The organism is Demequina lutea, assembly GCF_013409005.1.
GTDB lineage: Bacteria > Actinomycetota > Actinomycetes > Actinomycetales > Demequinaceae > Demequina > Demequina lutea.
This window is the reverse complement of the sequence record NZ_JACBZO010000001.1, coordinates 546,405-564,836: the sequence shown is the minus strand read 5'-3', so window position 1 is coordinate 564,836 and position 18,432 is coordinate 546,405. Positions and strand designations below refer to the sequence as shown.

Below are 18,432 nucleotides of genomic sequence, written 5' to 3'. Positions count from 1 at the left end.
TTCAGCTGACGTTCGAGCGTTCGAGTGTGATGTCATTCGCAACCATGAGGGTGGCGATATCCCAACCAAGGACCGTCTCGGCGGGTGCAAGCACGAAGTCGTCGGCATAGCCCCCATCCCGTTTGGACCACAGCTCATATGGATCGATGTGACTCTGCTGACCGAGGCTGATGCGCGCAACTACATTGGTCATCTTCCGCGTCACGAATTCGAGTCCGCCAACATTGTGGGCGGCTGTCAGGGCGCCACCGGCCCCGCTCACCCTCACTCCACGGACGGCCGCCCGTGGGGTTTGCGCTTCCCCTGGCTGACGCTCCGGGACATGGTGGCGGCCGAGGTGCGGCTCACCGACGCGCTCGGCATCTACGCGTAGAGGCTCATGCTGGGGCCGTCGATGGGAGGGATGCGCGCGCTCGAATGGGCGGCCACCCACCCGACGCGCGTGCGGTCTATCGCGGCCGTGGGCACCACGGCCGCCACCACGGCGGAGCACATCGCCTGGGCCGCCGCACAGACGGCCGCCATCCGCGCCGACGCCCGGTTCGCGGGCGGCGACTACTACGACGCGGCCGACGGCGAGGGCCCGCACGTGCGACTGGGCATCGCGCGCATGATCGCCCACACCACGTACCGCTCGGAACCCGAACTGCACACGCGGTTTGGGCGGTCGGTACAGCCGGATGACGACGGCATCGAGGGCGACGTGCTGCGCGGGCCGGGCGAGCCCGGCTCGGGCCAGCACGCCATCGAGTCCTACCTGGCCCACCACGCGGACAAGCTAGCCCGCCGGTTTGACGCGAACACCTACCTGCGCATCGTCCACGCGGTTAACACTCACGACGTTGGCCGTGGGCGGGGCGGCGCGGAGGCGGCGCTCGCCGGGTTTGCGGGGCCAGCGCTCGTGGCGGCGGTCGACTCGGACAGGCTGTACCCGCTCTCGCACTCCAAGGAACTGGCGGCCGCGTTGCCGGGCTGCGAGGGAGTTGACCTCCTGCACTCCGACGTGGGCCACGATGGCTTCCTCGTGGAATCCGCGGCGCTGAACGCTCTCGTTGAGACGCTATTGGACCGCGTCGACGAGGACGTGTAACGCGGGAACTCCCGCCGCGCTACAGTGGGTTCGATATCGTTTTCTAACGCCGACGCACCGCCCCGCACGGGCACAGGAGCACCCACATGAACGCCGCGCCCAAAAGAGCAGCGCACGCCGTCGCCTCCCAGTACGCGCACCGCACCACCTCCACGACCGTTACCGTCCTCGACGCCGCCGGCGTCCCGCTGGCCGGTCGCGAGGTCACCGTTGAGCAGACGCGTCACGCCTTCGGCTTTGGCAACACCGGCTTCGACTTCATCGGATCCGCTAACGGTGAGACCGACGCCGACGCTGAGAGCATCTTTGGGGGCGCCAAGCCGTCACGTGCGACCACACTTGAGCCCCTGTGGTTCGGGCTCTACAACACCGTCACGCTGCCGTTCTATTGGCGTCGCTTCGAGCCCGCGGAGGGCCACCCCAATACCGACCGCCTGATGGCGACCGCCCGCTACTTCGCCGAGCGAGGCACCACCATCAAGGGGCACCCGCTCGTGTGGCACACGCTCGCGCCACAGTGGCTGATGGACAAGTCCGATGCCGACGTAGAGGCGGCCATCCGTGCCAGGATTCGCCGCGACGTCACGGCCTTCGCGGGCGTGATCGACCTGTGGGACGCGATCAACGAGGCGGTCATCCTGCCCGTGTTCACGGCGGAGGAGAACGCCGTGACCAGGCTGGCGCTCTCCAAGGGCCAGCTCGAGATGGTGCGCATGGCGTTCGAGGAGGCACACGCGGCCAACCCCTCGGCGAGGCTGGTGCTCAACGACTTCGACCTGAGCGCCGACTACGAGAACCTCATCGAGCGGTGCCTCGAGGCCGGCATTCAAATCGATGCGATCGGCGTGCAGACCCACATGCACCAGGGCTACCGCGGGGAGGACGCGATCACGTCCATCCTGGACCGGTTCGGCCGCTTCGGTCTGCCCGTCCAGATGACGGAGACCACGCTGGTCTCCGGCGAGATCATGCCTGCCGACATCGTCGATCTCAACGACTACCAGGTGGAATCGTGGCCCTCGACGCCCGAGGGCGAGGAGCGCCAGGCCCAAGAAATGGTGAGCCACTACCGCAACGTCTTCGCTCACCCAGCGACCGAGTCGCTCACCTACTGGGGTTTCGCCGACGAGGGCTCATGGCTCGGCGCACCCTCAGGGCTCGTGCGCGTCGACGGCACCCCCAAGCCCTCCTACGTCGCACTCCAGGAACTCATCAAGGGCGAATGGTGGATGAAGCCCACCACCGTCGTCACGGACGACGCGGGGTGCGTCGTGATTGACGGGATAGCCGGCGAGTACTCGGTGACCGCGAACGACAAGACCACCAAGGTGAACGCCTCCGCGCCCGGAAAGCACGAGGTCACCGTCACCCTCGCGTAGCCGTCGCCTGGGCGTGATCTAGCCTGAGCATGATCTAGCCTGAGCGCAACAGCGAAGGGGATCTACATGCCATGGGACAGGATCGTGGCGTTCTTGCGCCGCCTCATCAGCCCCATGCCGAGCGCGCAATTCACCATTACCCTGGTGGCGGCCGTCCTGGTGACGCTCGCGCTGATTGCGAAGCGGCGCGGCTGGTTGCACGGCCCTCGAGGCTGGCTGTGGACCGGCCTCGGCCTGAGCGTGGGCGGGATCATCATCGCCACGCTGGCCTTCCGCATTGGCGACCAACCGCCAGCGGGCACCGGCCGAGAGGTGATCCTGGCCCCCTTCAAGGGGCTATGGCACGCAGCAGGGCCACACGCGACGCCGGATGCATCGGCGAACTTCTACGGAAATATCGCCCTCTACGTGCCGTTGGGCGTGGTCACTGTGTGGTTGCTGCACAGCCAGCTCGTGAAGCGGGTGGCGCTCGCCTGGCTGCTCGCAGCCGCCCTCTCGACCTCGATCGAGCTGACGCAATCGACCATGAACCGCGTGGCCGACATCAACGACGTGATCCTCAATAGTTCAGGTGCCGCGCTTGGTGCGTGTTTGGGCGGCGCGGTGCTCATTGCTATGCGGCGGACCAAGGGTGGCGCGCCAGCACAGCAGAGCACCTCCCTGGTCTAGTCGAACGCGACCAACGAGCACCTCGGTTGCGAGGAGACTCGCCCTCCAGTTGGTCGACAACGACGGGCTGGATTTGCTGGCCCCGGCAGGCACTCGCTGACGCGATGCCACGACGTCCGAGCGTGAAATTGGCTCTTCGCAGTTAGGGGTGTCGGAGTGGTCTGAAATCTCCGGTCTCGAGGATGCTGCGGGCTACGTAGTTGGCGAGGTTGCGGAAGCCGAGGGCGGAGCCGCAGAGGTATTCGAGGCGCCCGTTGATCGCTTCTGTCGGTCCGTTCGATGTCCCGGTCCGGTCGAGGGCCGCCAGGATGTCGTGCGAGCGAGCGTTCAGGGTCCGGCCGAGTCGGCCTAGCTCGACCAGCGCAGTCGGCACGCCGGTGCGTCGTGAGCTCGCGGCGACCGGTGGTGCGGTCGGGGTCGCGGTAGGCGGTGATCATGCGCTGGTACACAGCCCGCATCACCTCAACTTGGGCGTCCTCGTCGACGTCGAACAGTCGGTCGAGCCGGTTCCATTGGCGGCCGGTGAGGAGCGCGAGCCCGGTGTGCAGTGTCCTGCGTGAGACGTACAGGGAATCGCCCGCGCGGCCCCGATGGCCATGGAGTTGCTGCTGGACGCGCCTGCTGCATTGATCGAGAGCGTCGCCAGCCAGGCGGACCACGTGGAAGGGATTATGCCGACGTCCTGGTTATGCCGATGTGGTTCGCGTTGTCCCTGTTCAGGGGCGTGTTGGGCGCGGTGAGGTCGGCATAATCCGGGGTCGTGGTGGACGCTGGACTCTCCACTATTGGAGGGAGTTCGGCTATGGGAAATCTTGATCCGGATCGTGTGAGGTTCACCGGTCCGTTGGAACCGTTCGTGCCCGGGCTGCGCGAGGAGTTGGCGCGTCTGGGGTATGCGCGGACGTCGACGGCCACCTTGCTGCAGCTCGCAGCGCACCTGTCCCGTTGGTTGGAGGCGTTGGGTGTGGGCCCTGGCGATCTGACCGGAACGGTGATTGATCGCTTCGTGGTGGAGCGTCGACGACGGTATACGAACTATCGTTCTGTTGCGGGACTGGCGCCCATCTTGGGGTACTTACGCGGGCTGGGCGTCACACCTGTTCCCGTGTCGGTCGTCGCGGTCTTACCTGCCGAGGTCTTGCTGGAGAGGTTCGCGCAATATCTGGCTGGGCAGTGGGCCCTGACCGGTCCGGTGGTGGTGGCCTACTGCCATTGGGTGCGGCCGTTTACGCAGGTTGTGCTTTTCCCCGACGGTGTTGACCGGGTCGGGGTGTTGACTGCGGCGGACGTGAGTCGATTCCTGGCTGCGCGGTTGCCGGTGATGTCGCGCAAGTCGGCGCAGATGACGACGTGCTCGGTGCGGTCTCTCCTGCGGTTCTTGCACGCGCAGGGCCTGATCCCGAGCCCGCTGGCGGATGTGGTTCCTGCGGTCGCGTCGTGGAGGCTGTCGGGCCTGCCCCAAGCACTGTCGGCCGACCAGGTGCAGGCGTTGCTGGGCGCGTGCGATCGGACCAGCGCGGTGGGGCGGCGTGACGTCGCGGTCATCACGATGCTGCGCCGGCTCGGGCTGCGCTGCGCGGAGGTGGCGGGGCTTGAGCTTTCGGATATCGACTGGTCCGCCGGGACCCTGACGATCCACGGCAAGGGCGCTCGCACGGACCGGTTGCCGTTGCCGGTCGACGTTGGTGAGGCGGTCGTGGAGTATTTGCGTCATGGGCGACCCCGCACTGCGGCCCGGACAGTGTTCGTCCGCGCGGTGGCACCGTTCACGCCTTTGGAGCCGGTGAGCGTGACGTGCATCGTGGCGCGCGCTGCCCGGCGGGCGGGGCTTGGCACGGTGCACGCCCACCGGCTGCGCCACACTGCGGCGAGCGAGACGTTGAACGCGGGGGCGTCGTTGCAGGAGGTCGCCCAGTTGATGCGGCACGCGTCGGTGGCGACCACCGTCATCTACGCCAAGACCGACCGCAACCGGTTGGCCCAGATCGCCCGGCCCTGGCCGGGCGCAGGGGGCCCGCGATGAGCGCGCAGCTGCGCGCCATGGTGGGCGACTACCTGCGGGTGCGCCGGTCGCTGGGTTACAAGCTCGTGGGCACCGAGCATGTGCTGTTCGCGTTCGTGGACTACCTGCAGGACCACGACGCCCCGACGCTCACCGTCGAGCACGCCGTCCGCTTCGCGACATCCCGGCCTGGGGTGTCGCCGCGCCAGCATGCGCTACGGCTGTCCGCGATCCAGTGCTTCGCCCGGTGGGCGCACACCCTGGATGCGGACGTGCAGATCCCGCCGGCGAAGTTGCTGCCCGCTCGGGTGACGCGCGCCGCGCCCTACCTCTACACCGGTGCCGAGGCCGCCGCCCTGCTGGACGCCGCCGACGAGTTGCGCCCGGCGATCCGGGCCGCGACGTTCCACACTCTGGTCGCGTTGATGAGTGCGACCGGGATCCGCACCGGAGAAGCCCTCGGGTTGGATCTGACCAATTTCGATGCCCAGGCCGGGACGTTGACGGTGACCGGTAAGTTCGGCAAGACCCGCATGCTGCCCCTGCACGAGACGGTCACCACGGGCCTGGGCCAGTACCTGGCCGTGCGCGCCGACCACCTGGCCGCAGCGGGTTCTGCGGCATTGCTGATCAGCACCGCCGGGACCCGCCTGAGCCCCGGGATAGTCCACCCGATGTTCCGCCGACTGACCGACCGCGCCGGTCTGAGGCCGGTGTCCTCGGCCTGCCGCCCGCGCCTGCACGACCTGCGGCACACCTTCGCGGTGAACACGATGCTCGACGCCTACCGCAACGGCGCCGACCCGGCCACCGTGGCACCGCTGCTGTCGACCTGGCTCGGACACGCTCGACCCTCGGACACCTACTGGTACCTGACCGGCACCGCCGAGCTCCTGGCCGCGGCCGCCGACCGACTCCACGCGGCCCTCGACGGCCAGGCAGGTGAACGCTCATGACGGCACTGGCCCCGACCCTGCAGGCGTACTTCACCACGCGGCTGGTCAGCGAGTTCGGCGTCAGCGTGCACACCCTGGCCGCCTACCGCGACACCTGGCGGCTGCTACTGCGCTTCATCGCCGCGACCCGCCGGACCTCACCCCAGGACCTGGACCTGGCGGACCTGGACGCCGACGTGATTAGCGGATTCTTGACCTATCTGGTGAATCGCCCCGGGTTTGGTGGAGGGTCTGATTCCCCGAAAGGATGGGAGTCATGCCAGCACCGAGGAAGTATCCGCAGGAGCTCAGGGAGCGTTCCGTGCGGCTTGTGAGAGAAGCGATGTCGCAGGAGACGTCGCTGTCGATGAACGCGGCCGTGGTCCGTGTCGGTCATCGGGTCGGAGTGAACTCAGACACGCTGCGTGGCTGGGTGAAACAGGCCCGGATCAATGCCGGAGAGGTTGCCGGTGTCACGACGACGGACGCGGCCACGATCAAGGCGTTGGAGCGAGAAGTGCGAGAACTTAAACGCGCGAACGAGATCTTGCTCGCCGCGTCTTCTTTCTTCGCGCGGGAGCTCGACCCGCGACTTCCGTTCTAGTGGCCTTTATCGATGAGCATCGCTCACGGTTCGGGGTCGAGCCAATCTGCCGGGTGCTCACCGAGCACGGGTGCCGGATTGCCCCGTCGGGTTACTACGCCGCCAGGAACCGTCCCGACTCGGCGCGTTCAGTGCGTGACCGGGAAGTTGCCTCCTTGATCGAGGCGGTGTTCTGGGACCGCAACCGCGGCCGAGGCATCAGCGGCCCCCGTAAGGTGTGGCGCTTGCTGCACCGCGACGGGGTCGAGGTCGCTCGGTGCACCGTGGAACGCCTGATGCGTGTTCAGGGACTGCGGGGAACGCGTCGTGGCAAGCAGTTCATCACCACAAGACCAGATGCTGCGGCGACGCGTCCGCCGGATCACGTTCAACGCAACTTCCGCGCCGAGCGTCCCAACGAACTGTGGGTCGTGGACTTCACCTATGTTCCGACGTGGGAAGGGATGGCGTTCACCGCGTTCGTCACCGACGTGTTCTCGCGCCGGATCGTCGGGTGGCGGACGATGTCGAGAATGCCCACTGACTTGCCCCTTGATGCGCTTGAGATGGCGTTATGGGTGCGAGAGCGAGCCGGTCAGGACGTCGCCGGCGTCATCCAGCATTCGGACGCGGGAGCTCAATACACCGCGCTGCGCTATTCGGAACGGCTCGCAGACGTGGGAGCGATCGCGTCGATCGGGACCGTCGGGGACTCCTACGACAACGCCCTCGCAGAGACCGTCGTCGGGCTCTACAAAACCGAGTGCGTGACAATCGACGGCCCGTTCCGCACCGCTGACGAGCTTGAATACGCAACCCTGTCCTGGGTGCACTGGTTCAATGAAAACCGGCTGCACTCCTCGATCGGATACCTCACCCCGATCGAGATGGAAGACCTGTACTACCGTGAGAACACGACCCAGGAGCAGCCGCTCCTGGGAGAACTCACCCTCCACTAAACCCGGGGCGATTCACAAGTCGTCAGCATTAACGACGCGCCACTCCAACGTGGCGCGGCGGGCTTCGACATGTTGACCCGTGACGATCAAACCGAGGACGTCGAGGTTGCAGAAAGTTCCGAGATCGGGCGCGGCGAATATAGCGTGAGACAAGTCGAGGTCTTCCGCACGGCGAGTGTGAGAAGTTCCATCCTGGGGGACCTCGACCCCTACCCCCAACCACTCAGCACTAGTTCACCACACCGTCAACTGCGAAGAGCCTGATTGAGCCAAGCCCCGGACGACCACAACTCAGGCGAAACCGCGTTCCGCTTGGCACTGGTGGTACCGGCCGCAAAGCTTATTGCGCCCCGAACTCAGCAACCCGCCAACTCGGACCCTCATGAATTGACACCACGAGTTCAACTGCACGCGCCGAGTATTTGTCCCATGAGAATGCCATCGCCTTCGCTTGAGCACGCGCTGAGATTTGAGGCAACTCATCCCTGGCGGCCAACACTTTGTCAATCGTCTGTGCGATGGACTCCCGATCGCAACGCGGAATCACCCAACCGTCGAGACCATCTTCAATCACGTCTATCCCCGTCTCCGCAGTAACAAGCGTTGGCGTGGCAACAGACATCGCCTCAAGACCGACCAGCGCGAAACCCTCGGCGAGGCTTGGGAGAACAAGCACATCGGCTTTCGCCATCGCCTGCTTGACCTTGAATCGCGGCATGGTGCCGTGTAGCGAGACGCCAGGATAGTCGCGGCGAATTCTCTTCTCGATATTGGGAGTTGCAGGGCCTATCACATCGAGGTGAACCTTCTGGGGATCGAGGAGATCGAGCGCCTCAAGTAGGTGACCGATGCCCTTGCGTTGGTTGACCTGACCGACGAAGAGCAACTTCAGCGGAACTGAACTCCCTGAAGGGCTCGCCAGGGGGACAGCCGCAGACTCCTTCAAGTCAACGCCAAGATTCAGCACACGAATCTTGGCCGGATCGATACCACTTTCCACAAATGTGCGTTGGACGAAGTTGCTCGGGACAATGACAGCATCCGCAAGCCCAATTTCCCTGTCCATGGCCTCACGTCGAGCAGCGTCGATGTCATTTCCTTGGAGGAACTCCGCCCACTGCGGGGCGCGAGCTGCTTCCGCGTTGAGACTCCGCCGCATCCACTCATGGTGCGCGATCGGATACATCAAGATCCGCGTTGAGTTGGCATCCTGTTCGAACACCTCGAGCGCGGAAGTGTACTGGGCAAGCACTACCTCGGGCCTGATGCTCGAAGCTGCGGAACGGCGCGCAGCGCTCTTGCGAAATGCTGTGGTGCGCTTGACCGACGTCGAAACCGTATGCGCAGGAGCAAAACGACGAGCCAATTGCGCGACGACCTCGCTGGTTCTCACCAACCCAACGGTATTTGCGGATGTCAATGAGCTCGGGAGCACCCTCCTCCGCAAGTTTGATGCAAACTCCGTTTGGGAAAACGGCTTCATCCGAGTCGCCTGCATGAGCCAATGGTCGGACGGCCACATCGTGGCGGTCATATAGGTGCAGTCCCAACCAACTGCTATCAAGCCCGTCGCAACACGTTGAGGTTCGGGGTGGTTACCTGCGTTGACTACGAGCACCTGATGATTCATCTCAATGTCAGCAACCTGCACTTGGACTGAGCGATCGGTTCCAGGAATGCTCAGCGGCCGCATCGCGAAGGCGGTGACGACTCACCGCGAGTTCCCGGCGAGATAGTCTTGACGGTCACGGGCTACCGGGAATACATCCACGACCGTCTGTGCGTCAAGGTTCTCTATGCCTCGCCCGCGGAACAACCGTAGGTCTCCAAACAGTCGGCTTATGTCCTCAAAGAACGCGGGGACTCCGCCCTCACGGAATATCCGAATCTCGTGCAAGTCTCCCGATTCGAGGTCATATGAATGATGCGGCTTCAATGCGACTTTACCGCCGGACGTCAGCGCAAGGGACAAGAACCAACTATTCTCAATTCCCACAATAAGCACCCGACGAAAACCCATCGAGACTGCTACCGACATAGCGTTGTATGCGGCCATCGAAAGGAACCCCCGTGGTCTAGTGGCATCGATATTTCGCGAGAATCCTTCAAGACCAAGCCCATTAAAGTACACAACTCTCGTATCATCGAACCCCAAAGGAGCTCGACAGTTGTGGGGTATGAAAACTCTCACCTCCGGATGTTCCCGCAAATAGCGCCAAACGTCCGCCGGGTGGAGACTACTGTTCGGCATGGTAGTCCGATCATCAAAGTCGAAAAAGAGCGGGTCAGCAAGGATGTAGAAATTCGGTGTCACTGATGCGGCGAGTTCGGTATCGCAGAATCCATTCACGACGAAGATGTCAAGGTCGCCAGCGTTCTGGCGGTCGCGTACCTTTGCCCCGTCGAGCGTCCTGCCCGTCGGCCCGAGCCCGACCACCAAGGCCTCTCGACCCTCGCCATGCTTCCGGAAGGCGACGAATCGCGCGATATCTCTTCTCCGCCGCATAGGGCTCCTCAGGCTCAATAGAAGAAACTTGACTAGTACTCGGGCCTTCATCCGCACAAGCCGCCCGACGCTCAATCCGCGATACGCGTGCTGATTAATTAGGACTGGCAAGTCGTTCCTCGATGTCTCTCGGCGGCTATGTCTGGGCCCGAACGCCGTTGCTGCTTCCTGTGTCCACACTGCCGGATCCAGCGACTGTGTTCGGTGCGGAACCCGATAGCGGGCGGAACACCACCCGTGCTCTCATCGAGCCTACATGTGTCCATCCTGCGTCCGCGAAGGACAAGCGTTCTCGGAGCGCACGTAGACCAAACTCGTGAAGTATGCCTAGAACCCCGGGAACCTCTAGACTTGCGAGCCATGGGCGACCTCAAAGGTTTTGAATCGGTACAACTCCTCGATTGCACACTTCGCGACGGGGGCTATTACACTGCATGGGACTTCGATGACGACACCGTAAGTGCGTACTTGTCAGGCATTGCGCGGCTACCAGTCGACACAGTGGAAATCGGGTACTGTAGTCCCCCTAAGCAGGGGTATTACGGCAAATACTACTTCCTGTCGCCAGAGCTCGCACGTTCGGTTGCTAGCAAGCTCCGGGGCACCCAGTCGTTGGCGGTGATGCTGGACGAGAAGTCGATCAAGCCTGCTGACGTTCGTCGGCTACTCCCTCCGCTCCAAGGCTCGGTAGACCTTGTGCGTATCGCGGTCGCACCCAGTCGCCTTGCACAGGCCGCGGATCTCGGCGCAGAGCTAGCCGATCTTGGGTTCCGAGTTGGCGTGAACATCATGTATCTTTCGCGGTACTGGGACTCCGTGGCCGAACTTGGCGGGCTGCAGCAGGTTGCCTCTGTGAGTGAGATTGTGGCCCTCGTAGATAGTTACGGATCGTGCACTCCGAGTCAGGTCACAGAAGCGATCAAGCAAATTAGGAACGTCCTGCCGGACACAATGGCTGGATTCCATGGGCACGACAACCTCGGCCTTGCCGTAGCAAACTCGCTCGCAGCGGCTTCCGCTGGAGCACGTGTCATCGACGGGACTGTGACCGGGATGGGCCGGGGCCCTGGCAACACGCGCACAGAAATTCTTGCCGTCTTGAGATCGCTCGCCCAAAACCAAAGTCTTGACTACGGTGCACTCGAGACCGTCGTGTTGCCCTTCGACGGTCTCCGAAAGCAACACGAGTGGGGCACTAATCTTGCGTACATGGCATCAGGCGCAGCGGCGTTGCCTCAGGCTGACGTTATGGAATGGCTCGGCAAGAACAGGTACTCACTCTCCGCAATTGTGCAAGCGCTTCACGGAGATCCGGTAGAGGGCCTAGAATCAGATTCGCATCCTGCGGTTACCCCCCCGAGTGGCATCAGTGAGGTGATCGTGATTGGCGGCGGCCCCTCGGTAGGGCAACAGGTGACGGTACTCAAGGAATACGCAGAGCGGACGGGAGCGGCGATCGTCCATGCCAACTATCGCCACTTGGGCCTCATATCGGAGTTTGGCGTCAGTCAATTCTTGTGTCTCGCCGGTGATGTCGCCGCACGCCTGCCAAGTGCACGCATCTTGGGAAGACTCACTAGTATCGTAATTCCCTCCGGCACCCGATTCCGCATGCCAGCGGGAATCGATGGAGCAGTTGACATCCGGCAGGCGGCCCCCTTCGCTGTTCCATCGCACAGTGCCAGCCTCGGACCGGTTTCCGACACCGCACCACTGTCGCTGGCACTCGCAACGGCAACTAGCCTAAATGCGAGGTCGGTAGTGTTGATCGGGTTCGATGGGTATGAACACGCTACGCGGGCCCAGCAGGATCTCGCGCGAGAGAGCGAGGAACTCATTACCGCTTTTGCGGCGGCCAACCCCTCCGTGAAGTTGAGTAGTGCGACCGCCACCATGTACGAACTCCCCACGGAGTCGCTTTACAGTCGGCTCGCGGGACTCGCGTGATTCGGCACCGTACGTTTGACGCAATCGTCCTCGATTGCGACGGAGTGATTCTTGACACCAATCACGCGAAGACGAAAGCCTTCGCAGCCATTGCTGCGAGCGCCGGTTTCAACGAAAGTGTTGTGGCCCCATTTGCCGTGTGGCAGTCCCAGAACTTTGGCGTCTCGCGGTATCGCGTTTTCGCGGCGCTGATGTCAGGACAGTTCGGGGCTCCACCGGTTGGCGTGGATCAGGCATCGCTACTCGTAGACTACGGTCGCGCGGTGGACGACATCTATGCCACAGCTCCGCTCACGAGTGGAATCGAGGAATTTATCGAGGCTTTCTCCCAGACGCGCATGTTCGTAGTATCGGGTAGTGAGCAGTCCCAATTGCGACGGGCTCTTCGTGATCGCAAATTCGCAGATTGGTTCACCGAGATCTACGGGTCGCCGTCCAGCAAGTCCGAACTCCTAGACCATGTCCTGAACCACCTTGCGGACGTCGGTCTCGATCAGCCGAAGATACTGTACTTCGGTGACGCGCTAGCCGATTTGGAAGCAGCTCGAACTCACGGATTCTCCTTCGTGGGTCTCAGGAAGTACTCGGCGTCACCACAACTGCTAGAAGATGCGTGTGTGAAGTTCGGGTTTCCGTGCTTCGAAAGCTTCGTCGACTATCTCTCGCGGAACAACGTTGCGCCCCTCGGCGATGCCCAAATGACGAGCCATGACTGAAGTCGTCGCATTCGTGCCGATGAAACTGAACAACGAGCGGCTTCCGGGCAAGAACACCCGCCGGTTTTCGGACGGGACGATGCTCTTCGAGAAGATCCTCGCCCAGCTCCTGTCCACTTCGCGTATCGGAAGCATTTATGTCTACTGCAGCAATTCAGACGTCGCCGAACTGCTCCCCGCCGGAGTGAAGTTCCTTAAGCGTGATACACGCCTCGACCAATCAACAACCTCAATGAACGAAGTCGCATTGGCATTCGCCACTACCGTACCTGCCGACTGCTATGTACTCGCCCACGCCACCGCACCGTTCCTGTCGTCGGCAAGCATCTCACTGGCAGTGCACTCCGTCATTGAGGGCGCGCACGATTCGGCCTTCACCGTCATTCGGAGGTCAGAATTCACGTGGCACGACGGTCGTCCAACCAATTACAACCCGGCAAATATTCCTCGGACACAGGATCTTCCCGAGACCTATGCCGAGACCAGCGGGGTGTATGTGTACGAACGTGACCTGATGGTACGAGAGAATCGACGCATAGGTCACACCCCCGCTCTGATAGAGGTCTCAAGGATTGAGGCACTCGACATTGATGACGCGGATGATTTTGCTCTTGCCAACGCAGTCAACATCGGCCTGAACGCCGTCAGTTGATCGCTCTTCATTTGAAAACTGAGCGCCAAGATCGATCGGCTCCACACATGAAGCGTCTCTTCCTCTTCCGCCCACACGCCCACACGCCCACACGCCCATGAGAGTATCTCCTCGCAAGTGGGCCTCAAACGTGGTGCGGTCGATCAAACACCAAAGCGTCTCTATCGGGCTCGACACAGCGGCCACATCGGCGACCAACGCAGCAGTCCTCCTTATTGGCGCCCGCGAACTGCCCGCCTCCCAATTTACGCCGCTCGCGATGTTTCAACTCCTTGTAGCCACCTGCGTGGCGCTTCAGAGGGCAACCATTCTCAATCCGGCGCTTGCCGCTCAACGGAGTCTGGCCCGGCCCGCTGCAGTACCGAAACGATGGGCCATATACGTGTCCATTCCGGCCGGCCTCCTCGTCGCGACGGCGTTTCCCCTCCTTCTGGGCCAACGAGCCCACTTCGTGCAGGTGCTGGCATTGAGCGCCAATGGCGTGATCGCGCTCCTCATCCAAGATGTGCTCCGATATTCTCACTACTCTCGGTCCACCGCGCACCTTGCCCTGATCGCAGATGGGATGTGGGCCCTGTCGTTCATCGTGGCGGTGCTGCTTCTCTTCTCCGGCACTAGTTGGGTAGAAATGGCCTCAATATGGACTGTAACCGCATGGATATCGGTGGCAATCTCTCTGTTCATGGCGGCTCCGTGGAGGAAGCGACGCAATGATCGAATCCCCCTTCGCAGGACCATGCATCTCGGCAAATGGAGTGGTCTCGACAATGCACTATCCGCCTTCGCGAACCTGCTACCGATGTTGGCAACCAGCCTGGTCGTAGCCAGCCCTCTCGCGGGAACCTACCGGCTCATGCAGACGGTCATCGGACCACTAAACGTCGTCAACTCAACCATGGTCGCCTCAATAGGAAAATCCTCCTGGAGACTAACCAGTTCTGACCAGATTGACTCACTTCAGAAGCGCGCCTACCGCCTCGCTGCAACCGTCGCAGTTGCAACAGTTGCCTACTTGGTCATAGCGTTTCCATTGGTAGCCCTGTTTACGGGTGTCGAATCAGACGCGCTCCCGCGCGTTATTGCAGTCTACGCATTCTCAGCACTCTGCGGCGCACTTGGCGCGCCCCTCATGTCTTCGGCACTTGCACTTGGATACCAGTACGTAGGCCTTGTCATTCGCGTTCTCGTAGTGGCAGTGTCCGTGACGGCCACTAGCCTTGCAGTCGCCGGAATATGGGTGCCTTTCGGCGACCCTATCGGAACTGTCGCAGTGTTGTCGTCCGCGTTCAATCTCACGGGATGGACCTACGGCTTCTCACGCGCCACAAAAAGAGAGAGAGGTAAGTACTTGGTCGCGGAAACTGCGAAACCTCCAAATCTCTTACGCAAGGAGCAGTAGCTGCGCAGCGACGGCGGCGTCGCCCGCAAATGGGCAAGGTCGCTTCAGATTGGGTGTTGCGGGGACGGGTCCTGGCGGATTTGGGGCTCTTCACGATTAAGGGATGCTTCTATATCTGTCAAGCCGCGTTTGGGACCGGCTGCTGGGCGGTGAGGTAATCGGGCTCTTCGCCGTTGAGTGTGGGGTGAGGGCGGCGCGCCGGGTGGTTCCTTGATGGTGGTGGGGGTCGAGGTCCCCGATGATCAGAGGACTTCTACCTCTTCTGATTGCGAGGACCTCCCTACGGGTCAGGATGAGTTGAGGCCGGTGGTTCAGAGCAAGTCTGAATCGCCCCGGGTTTAGTGGAGGGTGAGTTCTCCCAGGAGCGGCTGCTCCTGGGTCGTGTTCTCACGGTAGTACAGGTCTTCCATCTCGATCGGGGTGAGGTATCCGATCGAGGAGTGCAGCCGGTTTTCATTGAACCAGTGCACCCAGGACAGGGTTGCGTATTCAAGCTCGTCAGCGGTGCGGAACGGGCCGTCGATTGTCACGCACTCGGTTTTGTAGAGCCCGACGACGGTCTCTGCGAGGGCGTTGTCGTAGGAGTCCCCGACGGTCCCGATCGACGCGATCGCTCCCACGTCTGCGAGCCGTTCCGAATAGCGCAGCGCGGTGTATTGAGCTCCCGCGTCCGAATGCTGGATGACGCCGGCGACGTCCTGACCGGCTCGCTCTCGCACCCATAACGCCATCTCAAGCGCATCAAGGGGCAAGTCAGTGGGCATTCTCGACATCGTCCGCCACCCGACGATCCGGCGCGAGAACACGTCGGTGACGAACGCGGTGAACGCCATCCCTTCCCACGTCGGAACATAGGTGAAGTCCACGACCCACAGTTCGTTGGGACGCTCGGCGCGGAAGTTGCGTTGAACGTGATCCGGCGGACGCGTCGCCGCAGCATCTGGTCTTGTGGTGATGAACTGCTTGCCACGACGCGTTCCCCGCAGTCCCTGAACACGCATCAGGCGTTCCACGGTGCACCGAGCGACCTCGACCCCGTCGCGGTGCAGCAAGCGCCACACCTTACGGGGGCCGCTGATGCCTCGGCCGCGGTTGCGGTCCCAGAACACCGCCTCGATCAAGGAGGCAACTTCCCGGTCACGCACTGAACGCGCCGAGTCGGGACGGTTCCTGGCGGCGTAGTAACCCGACGGGGCAATCCGGCACCCGTGCTCGGTGAGCACCCGGCAGATTGGCTCGACCCCGAACCGTGAGCGATGCTCATCGATAAAGGCCACTAGAACGGAAGTCGCGGGTCGAGCTCCCGCGCGAAGAAAGAAGACGCGGCGAGCAAGATCTCGTTCGCGCGTTTAAGTTCTCGCACTTCTCGCTCCAACGCCTTGATCGTGGCCGCGTCCGTCGTCGTGACACCGGCAACCTCTCCGGCATTGATCCGGGCCTGTTTCACCCAGCCACGCAGCGTGTCTGAGTTCACTCCGACCCGATGACCGACACGGACCACGGCCGCGTTCATCGACAGCGACGTCTCCTGCGACATCGCTTCTCTCACAAGCCGCACGGAACGCTCCCTGAGCTCCTGCGGATACTTCCTCGGTGCTGGCATGACTCCCATCCTTTCGGGGAATCAGACCCTCCACCAAACCCGGGGCGATTCACCCGCCGTTCAAGATCCCTCTCGAGAACGGCACGGCCGTTCTTCTTCCGGTGTTGGTGATCGTTGCGGCGCATTCGCGGTTCCTCACCGCACGGATGATCCCGACGCGCAAGACTGAGGATCTGATCCTCGGGTCGTGGGAGCTGATCCGGCAACTTGAGAAGGTGCCGCGGCGGTTGATTTGGGACAACGAACCTGGCATCGGGCAAAAGGGCCGCCTTGCTCAGGGCGTCGCTGCGTTCGCGGGAACCCTTGCCACAAAGGTTGTCCAGTTGCGGCCATATGACCCCGAGTCGAAGGGGATCGTCGAGCGGCGCAATGGGTGGATGGAAACCTCGTTTATGCCGGGCCGGACGTTCACCTCACCGGCGGACTTCAACGCACAACTGGCCGTTTGGTTGCTCACAGCGAACACAAAGGTCGTGCGCACGATCAACGCGCGGCCGGTCGATCTGATGAGGGTGTCAGATGGTTTGTGTAAGGGGTGGGGTTTCTGACTGAAAGTGGAGACACTGATGACCATGATTGATAAGCAGGCGCGTGAGGAACGCGGTCGGGCTCAACGGGAGGGTGTCCAGGCGCTTGAAGCCTCTGGTGCTCTCGATGACCTCTACGCGAAGATCGATGCGGGCGAGGTCCAATTCGACGGTAGGGATGGCCTGATCCAACAGTTGATACGGGCGGGCTTGGAACGCGGGTTGCAGGCCGAACTGACTGAGCACGTCGGCTATGACAGGGCGACCCGGATGCGTGGTTGCATTCCAACTCACGCAACGGCAGCTTTGCGAAGACCGTCGCGACCAGTGTCGGTGATGTCGATCTGGCGATCCCCAGGGACCGGGACGGGTCGTTTACCCCGGTGTTGGTCCCCAAGGGCTCCAGGCGGCTTGGTGGCCTTGATGACATGATCATCTCCCTCTACGCAGGCGGGATGACTGTTCGCGATATTGAGCACCACCTCGTGTCCACGATCGGCACCGAACTCAGCCGGGAGACGATCAGCAAGATCACCGATGAGGTCCTCGACGAAGTCCTCGCATGGCAGCAGCGACCGCTCGAGGCGTTCTACCCGGTGATCTACCTGGACGCCTTGGTGGTCAAGGTCCGTGATGGTGCCCACGTGCGCAACAAGGCCGCACACATTGCGGTCGGTGTTGACCTGGACGGCATCAAGCACGTATTAGGGATCTGGATCCAGGCCACCGAGGGAGCGAAGTTTTGGGCCGGTGTGTGCGCCCAGCTGGCCAACCGTGGAATCCAGGACGTGCTCATCGTGTGTTGTGACGGGCTGACTGGCTTCCCCGAAGCGATCGAAGCGACCTGGCCGCAGTCGACGGTTCAAACCTGTGTGGTGCACCTGATCCGCTCCGCGATGAGGTTCGTGAACTACAAGTCCCGCAAAGCCGTCGCTGCCGCGCTCAAGCCCATCTACCAGGCCGCACACGAAGACGCCGCCCTGGCCGCGCTGACCGAGTTCGCGGCCTCCGACCTGGGCATCGCGAACCCGAACACGGTGCGAGTGTTCGAGGACGCCTGGGACAGGTTCACCCCGTTCCTGGCGTTCCCACCCATGCTAAGGCGGGTGATCTACACGACCAACGCGATCGAGTCGCTCAACTACCAGTTACGCAAAATCATCAAGAACCGAGGCCACTTCCCCTCCGATGACGCCGTCGTGAAGCTACTTTGGCTCGCGATCTGCAACATCGAAGACAAGCGGGCCCGCGACCGAGCCAAGGAACGCGGACGGGCGCCAGGCGTCAAACGCAACGCCGAAGGCCGCCTCGTCGAAGGCCAGATCACCACGAACTGGAAGCAAGCCCTCTCACAACTCGCGATCGCCTACCCCGACCGCATCCAGCCCTACCTCTAAAAACCGAACCGCACCCGCTTACACAAACAACTTGACAGGCTCGATCTGATCGAACACGACCGGTCTCT

At 62.5% G+C, this 18,432-nt stretch carries 15 protein-coding genes, 3 pseudogenes and 2 other annotated features; of the genes and pseudogenes, 14 read left to right on the top strand and 4 right to left on the bottom strand.

What is annotated here, in order from left to right:
- Positions 1-148: 148 nt before the first annotated feature.
- The 4 genes from BKA03_RS15130 (at position 149) to BKA03_RS02740 (ending at position 3,138) form a co-directional block, all read left to right on the top strand.
- Positions 149-373, top strand: coding sequence for a hypothetical protein (locus BKA03_RS15130; protein WP_152649650.1), 225 nt, complete (start codon positions 149-151; stop codon positions 371-373).
- Between the two features lie 6 nt (positions 374-379).
- The gene (locus tag BKA03_RS02750) at positions 380-1,090 is read left to right on the top strand and encodes an alpha/beta fold hydrolase (protein ID WP_083972126.1); all 711 of its coding nucleotides are present in this window, start codon (positions 380-382) and stop codon (positions 1,088-1,090) included.
- 86 nt (positions 1,091-1,176) lie between these two features.
- Entirely contained in the window at positions 1,177-2,469 is a 1,293-nt protein-coding gene (locus tag BKA03_RS02745) for an endo-1,4-beta-xylanase (RefSeq protein WP_179397672.1), read from the top strand.
- Between the two features lie 66 nt (positions 2,470-2,535).
- Positions 2,536-3,138 carry a VanZ family protein gene (locus tag BKA03_RS02740; RefSeq protein WP_062076327.1) on the top strand — a complete coding sequence of 201 codons (603 nt, stop codon included), beginning with the start codon at positions 2,536-2,538 and terminating at the stop codon, positions 3,136-3,138.
- Between the two features lie 142 nt (positions 3,139-3,280).
- On the opposite strand, the pseudogene BKA03_RS02735 reads toward BKA03_RS02740, so the two are convergent.
- Positions 3,281-3,809 (bottom strand): annotated as a pseudogene (locus BKA03_RS02735) (ISL3 family transposase); the annotation flags it as partial.
- A gap of 131 nt (positions 3,810-3,940) precedes the next feature.
- Between BKA03_RS02735 and BKA03_RS02730 the strand changes: the two are divergent.
- From BKA03_RS02730 to BKA03_RS02715, 4 genes are all read left to right on the top strand, one after another.
- Positions 3,941-5,161 (top strand): site-specific integrase, encoded by a 1,221-nt coding sequence (locus BKA03_RS02730; RefSeq protein WP_062076324.1) that lies wholly within the window; start codon positions 3,941-3,943, stop codon positions 5,159-5,161.
- Positions 5,158-6,096, top strand: a complete 939-nt coding sequence (locus tag BKA03_RS02725; RefSeq protein ID WP_062076323.1) for a tyrosine-type recombinase/integrase — start codon at positions 5,158-5,160, stop codon at positions 6,094-6,096. The genes BKA03_RS02730 and BKA03_RS02725 overlap by 4 nt, the downstream gene beginning before the upstream one ends.
- Positions 6,093-6,410 carry a site-specific integrase gene (locus BKA03_RS02720; RefSeq protein ID WP_179397671.1) on the top strand — a complete coding sequence of 106 codons (318 nt, stop codon included), beginning with the start codon at positions 6,093-6,095 and terminating at the stop codon, positions 6,408-6,410. Before BKA03_RS02725 ends, BKA03_RS02720 begins: the two co-directional genes overlap by 4 nt.
- Positions 6,353-7,617 (top strand): IS3 family transposase gene (locus BKA03_RS02715; protein ID WP_179397669.1). Its coding sequence is split into 2 segments (ribosomal slippage): positions 6,353-6,638 and positions 6,638-7,617, totalling 1,266 coding nucleotides; the frame shifts between segments, so codons are not numbered across the junction. The genes BKA03_RS02720 and BKA03_RS02715 overlap by 58 nt, the downstream gene beginning before the upstream one ends.
- Positions 6,634-6,765: a sequence feature (AL1L pseudoknot), on the top strand. Its footprint overlaps the gene before it by 132 nt.
- A gap of 340 nt (positions 7,618-7,957) precedes the next feature.
- Here BKA03_RS02715 and BKA03_RS02710 read toward each other — a convergent pair.
- Together BKA03_RS02710 and BKA03_RS02705 are read right to left on the bottom strand one after the other, a co-directional pair.
- Positions 7,958-9,268 carry a glycosyltransferase family 4 protein gene (locus BKA03_RS02710; protein WP_062076300.1) on the bottom strand — a complete coding sequence of 437 codons (1,311 nt, stop codon included), beginning with the start codon at positions 9,266-9,268 and terminating at the stop codon, positions 7,958-7,960.
- A gap of 60 nt (positions 9,269-9,328) precedes the next feature.
- Positions 9,329-10,123, bottom strand: coding sequence for a hypothetical protein (locus tag BKA03_RS02705; RefSeq protein ID WP_062076301.1), 795 nt, complete (start codon positions 10,121-10,123; stop codon positions 9,329-9,331).
- 360 nt (positions 10,124-10,483) lie between these two features.
- Here BKA03_RS02705 and BKA03_RS02700 point away from each other — a divergent pair, with 360 nt between their 5' ends.
- The 4 genes from BKA03_RS02700 (at position 10,484) to BKA03_RS02685 (ending at position 14,837) form a co-directional block, all read left to right on the top strand.
- Positions 10,484-12,070 (top strand): hydroxymethylglutaryl-CoA lyase-like TIM-barrel protein, encoded by a 1,587-nt coding sequence (locus tag BKA03_RS02700; protein ID WP_062076302.1) that lies wholly within the window; start codon positions 10,484-10,486, stop codon positions 12,068-12,070.
- Positions 12,067-12,786 carry an HAD family hydrolase gene (locus BKA03_RS02695; protein WP_062076303.1) on the top strand — a complete coding sequence of 240 codons (720 nt, stop codon included), beginning with the start codon at positions 12,067-12,069 and terminating at the stop codon, positions 12,784-12,786. Before BKA03_RS02700 ends, BKA03_RS02695 begins: the two co-directional genes overlap by 4 nt.
- On the top strand, positions 12,779-13,438 hold the full coding sequence (locus BKA03_RS02690) for an acylneuraminate cytidylyltransferase family protein (protein WP_062076304.1): 660 nt from the start codon (positions 12,779-12,781) through the stop codon (positions 13,436-13,438). Before BKA03_RS02695 ends, BKA03_RS02690 begins: the two co-directional genes overlap by 8 nt.
- A gap of 382 nt (positions 13,439-13,820) precedes the next feature.
- The gene (locus BKA03_RS02685; RefSeq protein ID WP_152649657.1) at positions 13,821-14,837 is read left to right on the top strand and encodes an MATE family efflux transporter; all 1,017 of its coding nucleotides are present in this window, start codon (positions 13,821-13,823) and stop codon (positions 14,835-14,837) included.
- Between the two features lie 338 nt (positions 14,838-15,175).
- Here the strand turns inward: BKA03_RS02685 and BKA03_RS02680 are convergent.
- Positions 15,176-16,440 (bottom strand): IS3 family transposase gene (locus tag BKA03_RS02680; RefSeq protein WP_179397669.1). Its coding sequence is split into 2 segments (ribosomal slippage): positions 15,176-16,155 and positions 16,155-16,440, totalling 1,266 coding nucleotides; the frame shifts between segments, so codons are not numbered across the junction.
- Positions 16,028-16,159 (bottom strand) — a sequence feature (AL1L pseudoknot). (Overlaps the previous gene by 132 nt.)
- A 95-nt stretch (positions 16,441-16,535) precedes the next feature.
- On the opposite strand from BKA03_RS02680, the pseudogene BKA03_RS02675 reads away from it, so the two are divergent.
- Both BKA03_RS02675 and BKA03_RS02670 read left to right on the top strand, forming a co-directional pair.
- Positions 16,536-16,892, top strand: a pseudogene (locus tag BKA03_RS02675) (IS21-like element ISMyma9 family transposase); the annotation flags it as partial.
- Between the two features lie 114 nt (positions 16,893-17,006).
- Positions 17,007-18,364: pseudogene (locus BKA03_RS02670) on the top strand (IS256 family transposase).
- Positions 18,365-18,432 lie beyond the last annotated feature (68 nt).

Bases quoted from the DNA above. Each gene is read 5' to 3' on its own strand.
- BKA03_RS02750 (WP_083972126.1), top strand. From the start codon at position 380: ATGCTGGGGCCGTCGATGGGAGGGATGCGCGCGCTCGAATGGGCGGCC.
- BKA03_RS02745 (WP_179397672.1), top strand. From the start codon at position 1,177: ATGAACGCCGCGCCCAAAAGAGCAGCGCACGCCGTCGCCTCCCAGTAC.
- BKA03_RS02740 (WP_062076327.1), top strand. From the start codon at position 2,536: ATGCCATGGGACAGGATCGTGGCGTTCTTGCGCCGCCTCATCAGCCCC.
- BKA03_RS02730 (WP_062076324.1), top strand. From the start codon at position 3,941: ATGGGAAATCTTGATCCGGATCGTGTGAGGTTCACCGGTCCGTTGGAA.
- BKA03_RS02725 (WP_062076323.1), top strand. From the start codon at position 5,158: ATGAGCGCGCAGCTGCGCGCCATGGTGGGCGACTACCTGCGGGTGCGC.
- BKA03_RS02720 (WP_179397671.1), top strand. From the start codon at position 6,093: ATGACGGCACTGGCCCCGACCCTGCAGGCGTACTTCACCACGCGGCTG.
- BKA03_RS02705 (WP_062076301.1), bottom strand. From the start codon at position 10,123: ATGCGGCGGAGAAGAGATATCGCGCGATTCGTCGCCTTCCGGAAGCAT.
- BKA03_RS02700 (WP_062076302.1), top strand. From the start codon at position 10,484: ATGGGCGACCTCAAAGGTTTTGAATCGGTACAACTCCTCGATTGCACA.
- BKA03_RS02690 (WP_062076304.1), top strand. From the start codon at position 12,779: ATGACTGAAGTCGTCGCATTCGTGCCGATGAAACTGAACAACGAGCGG.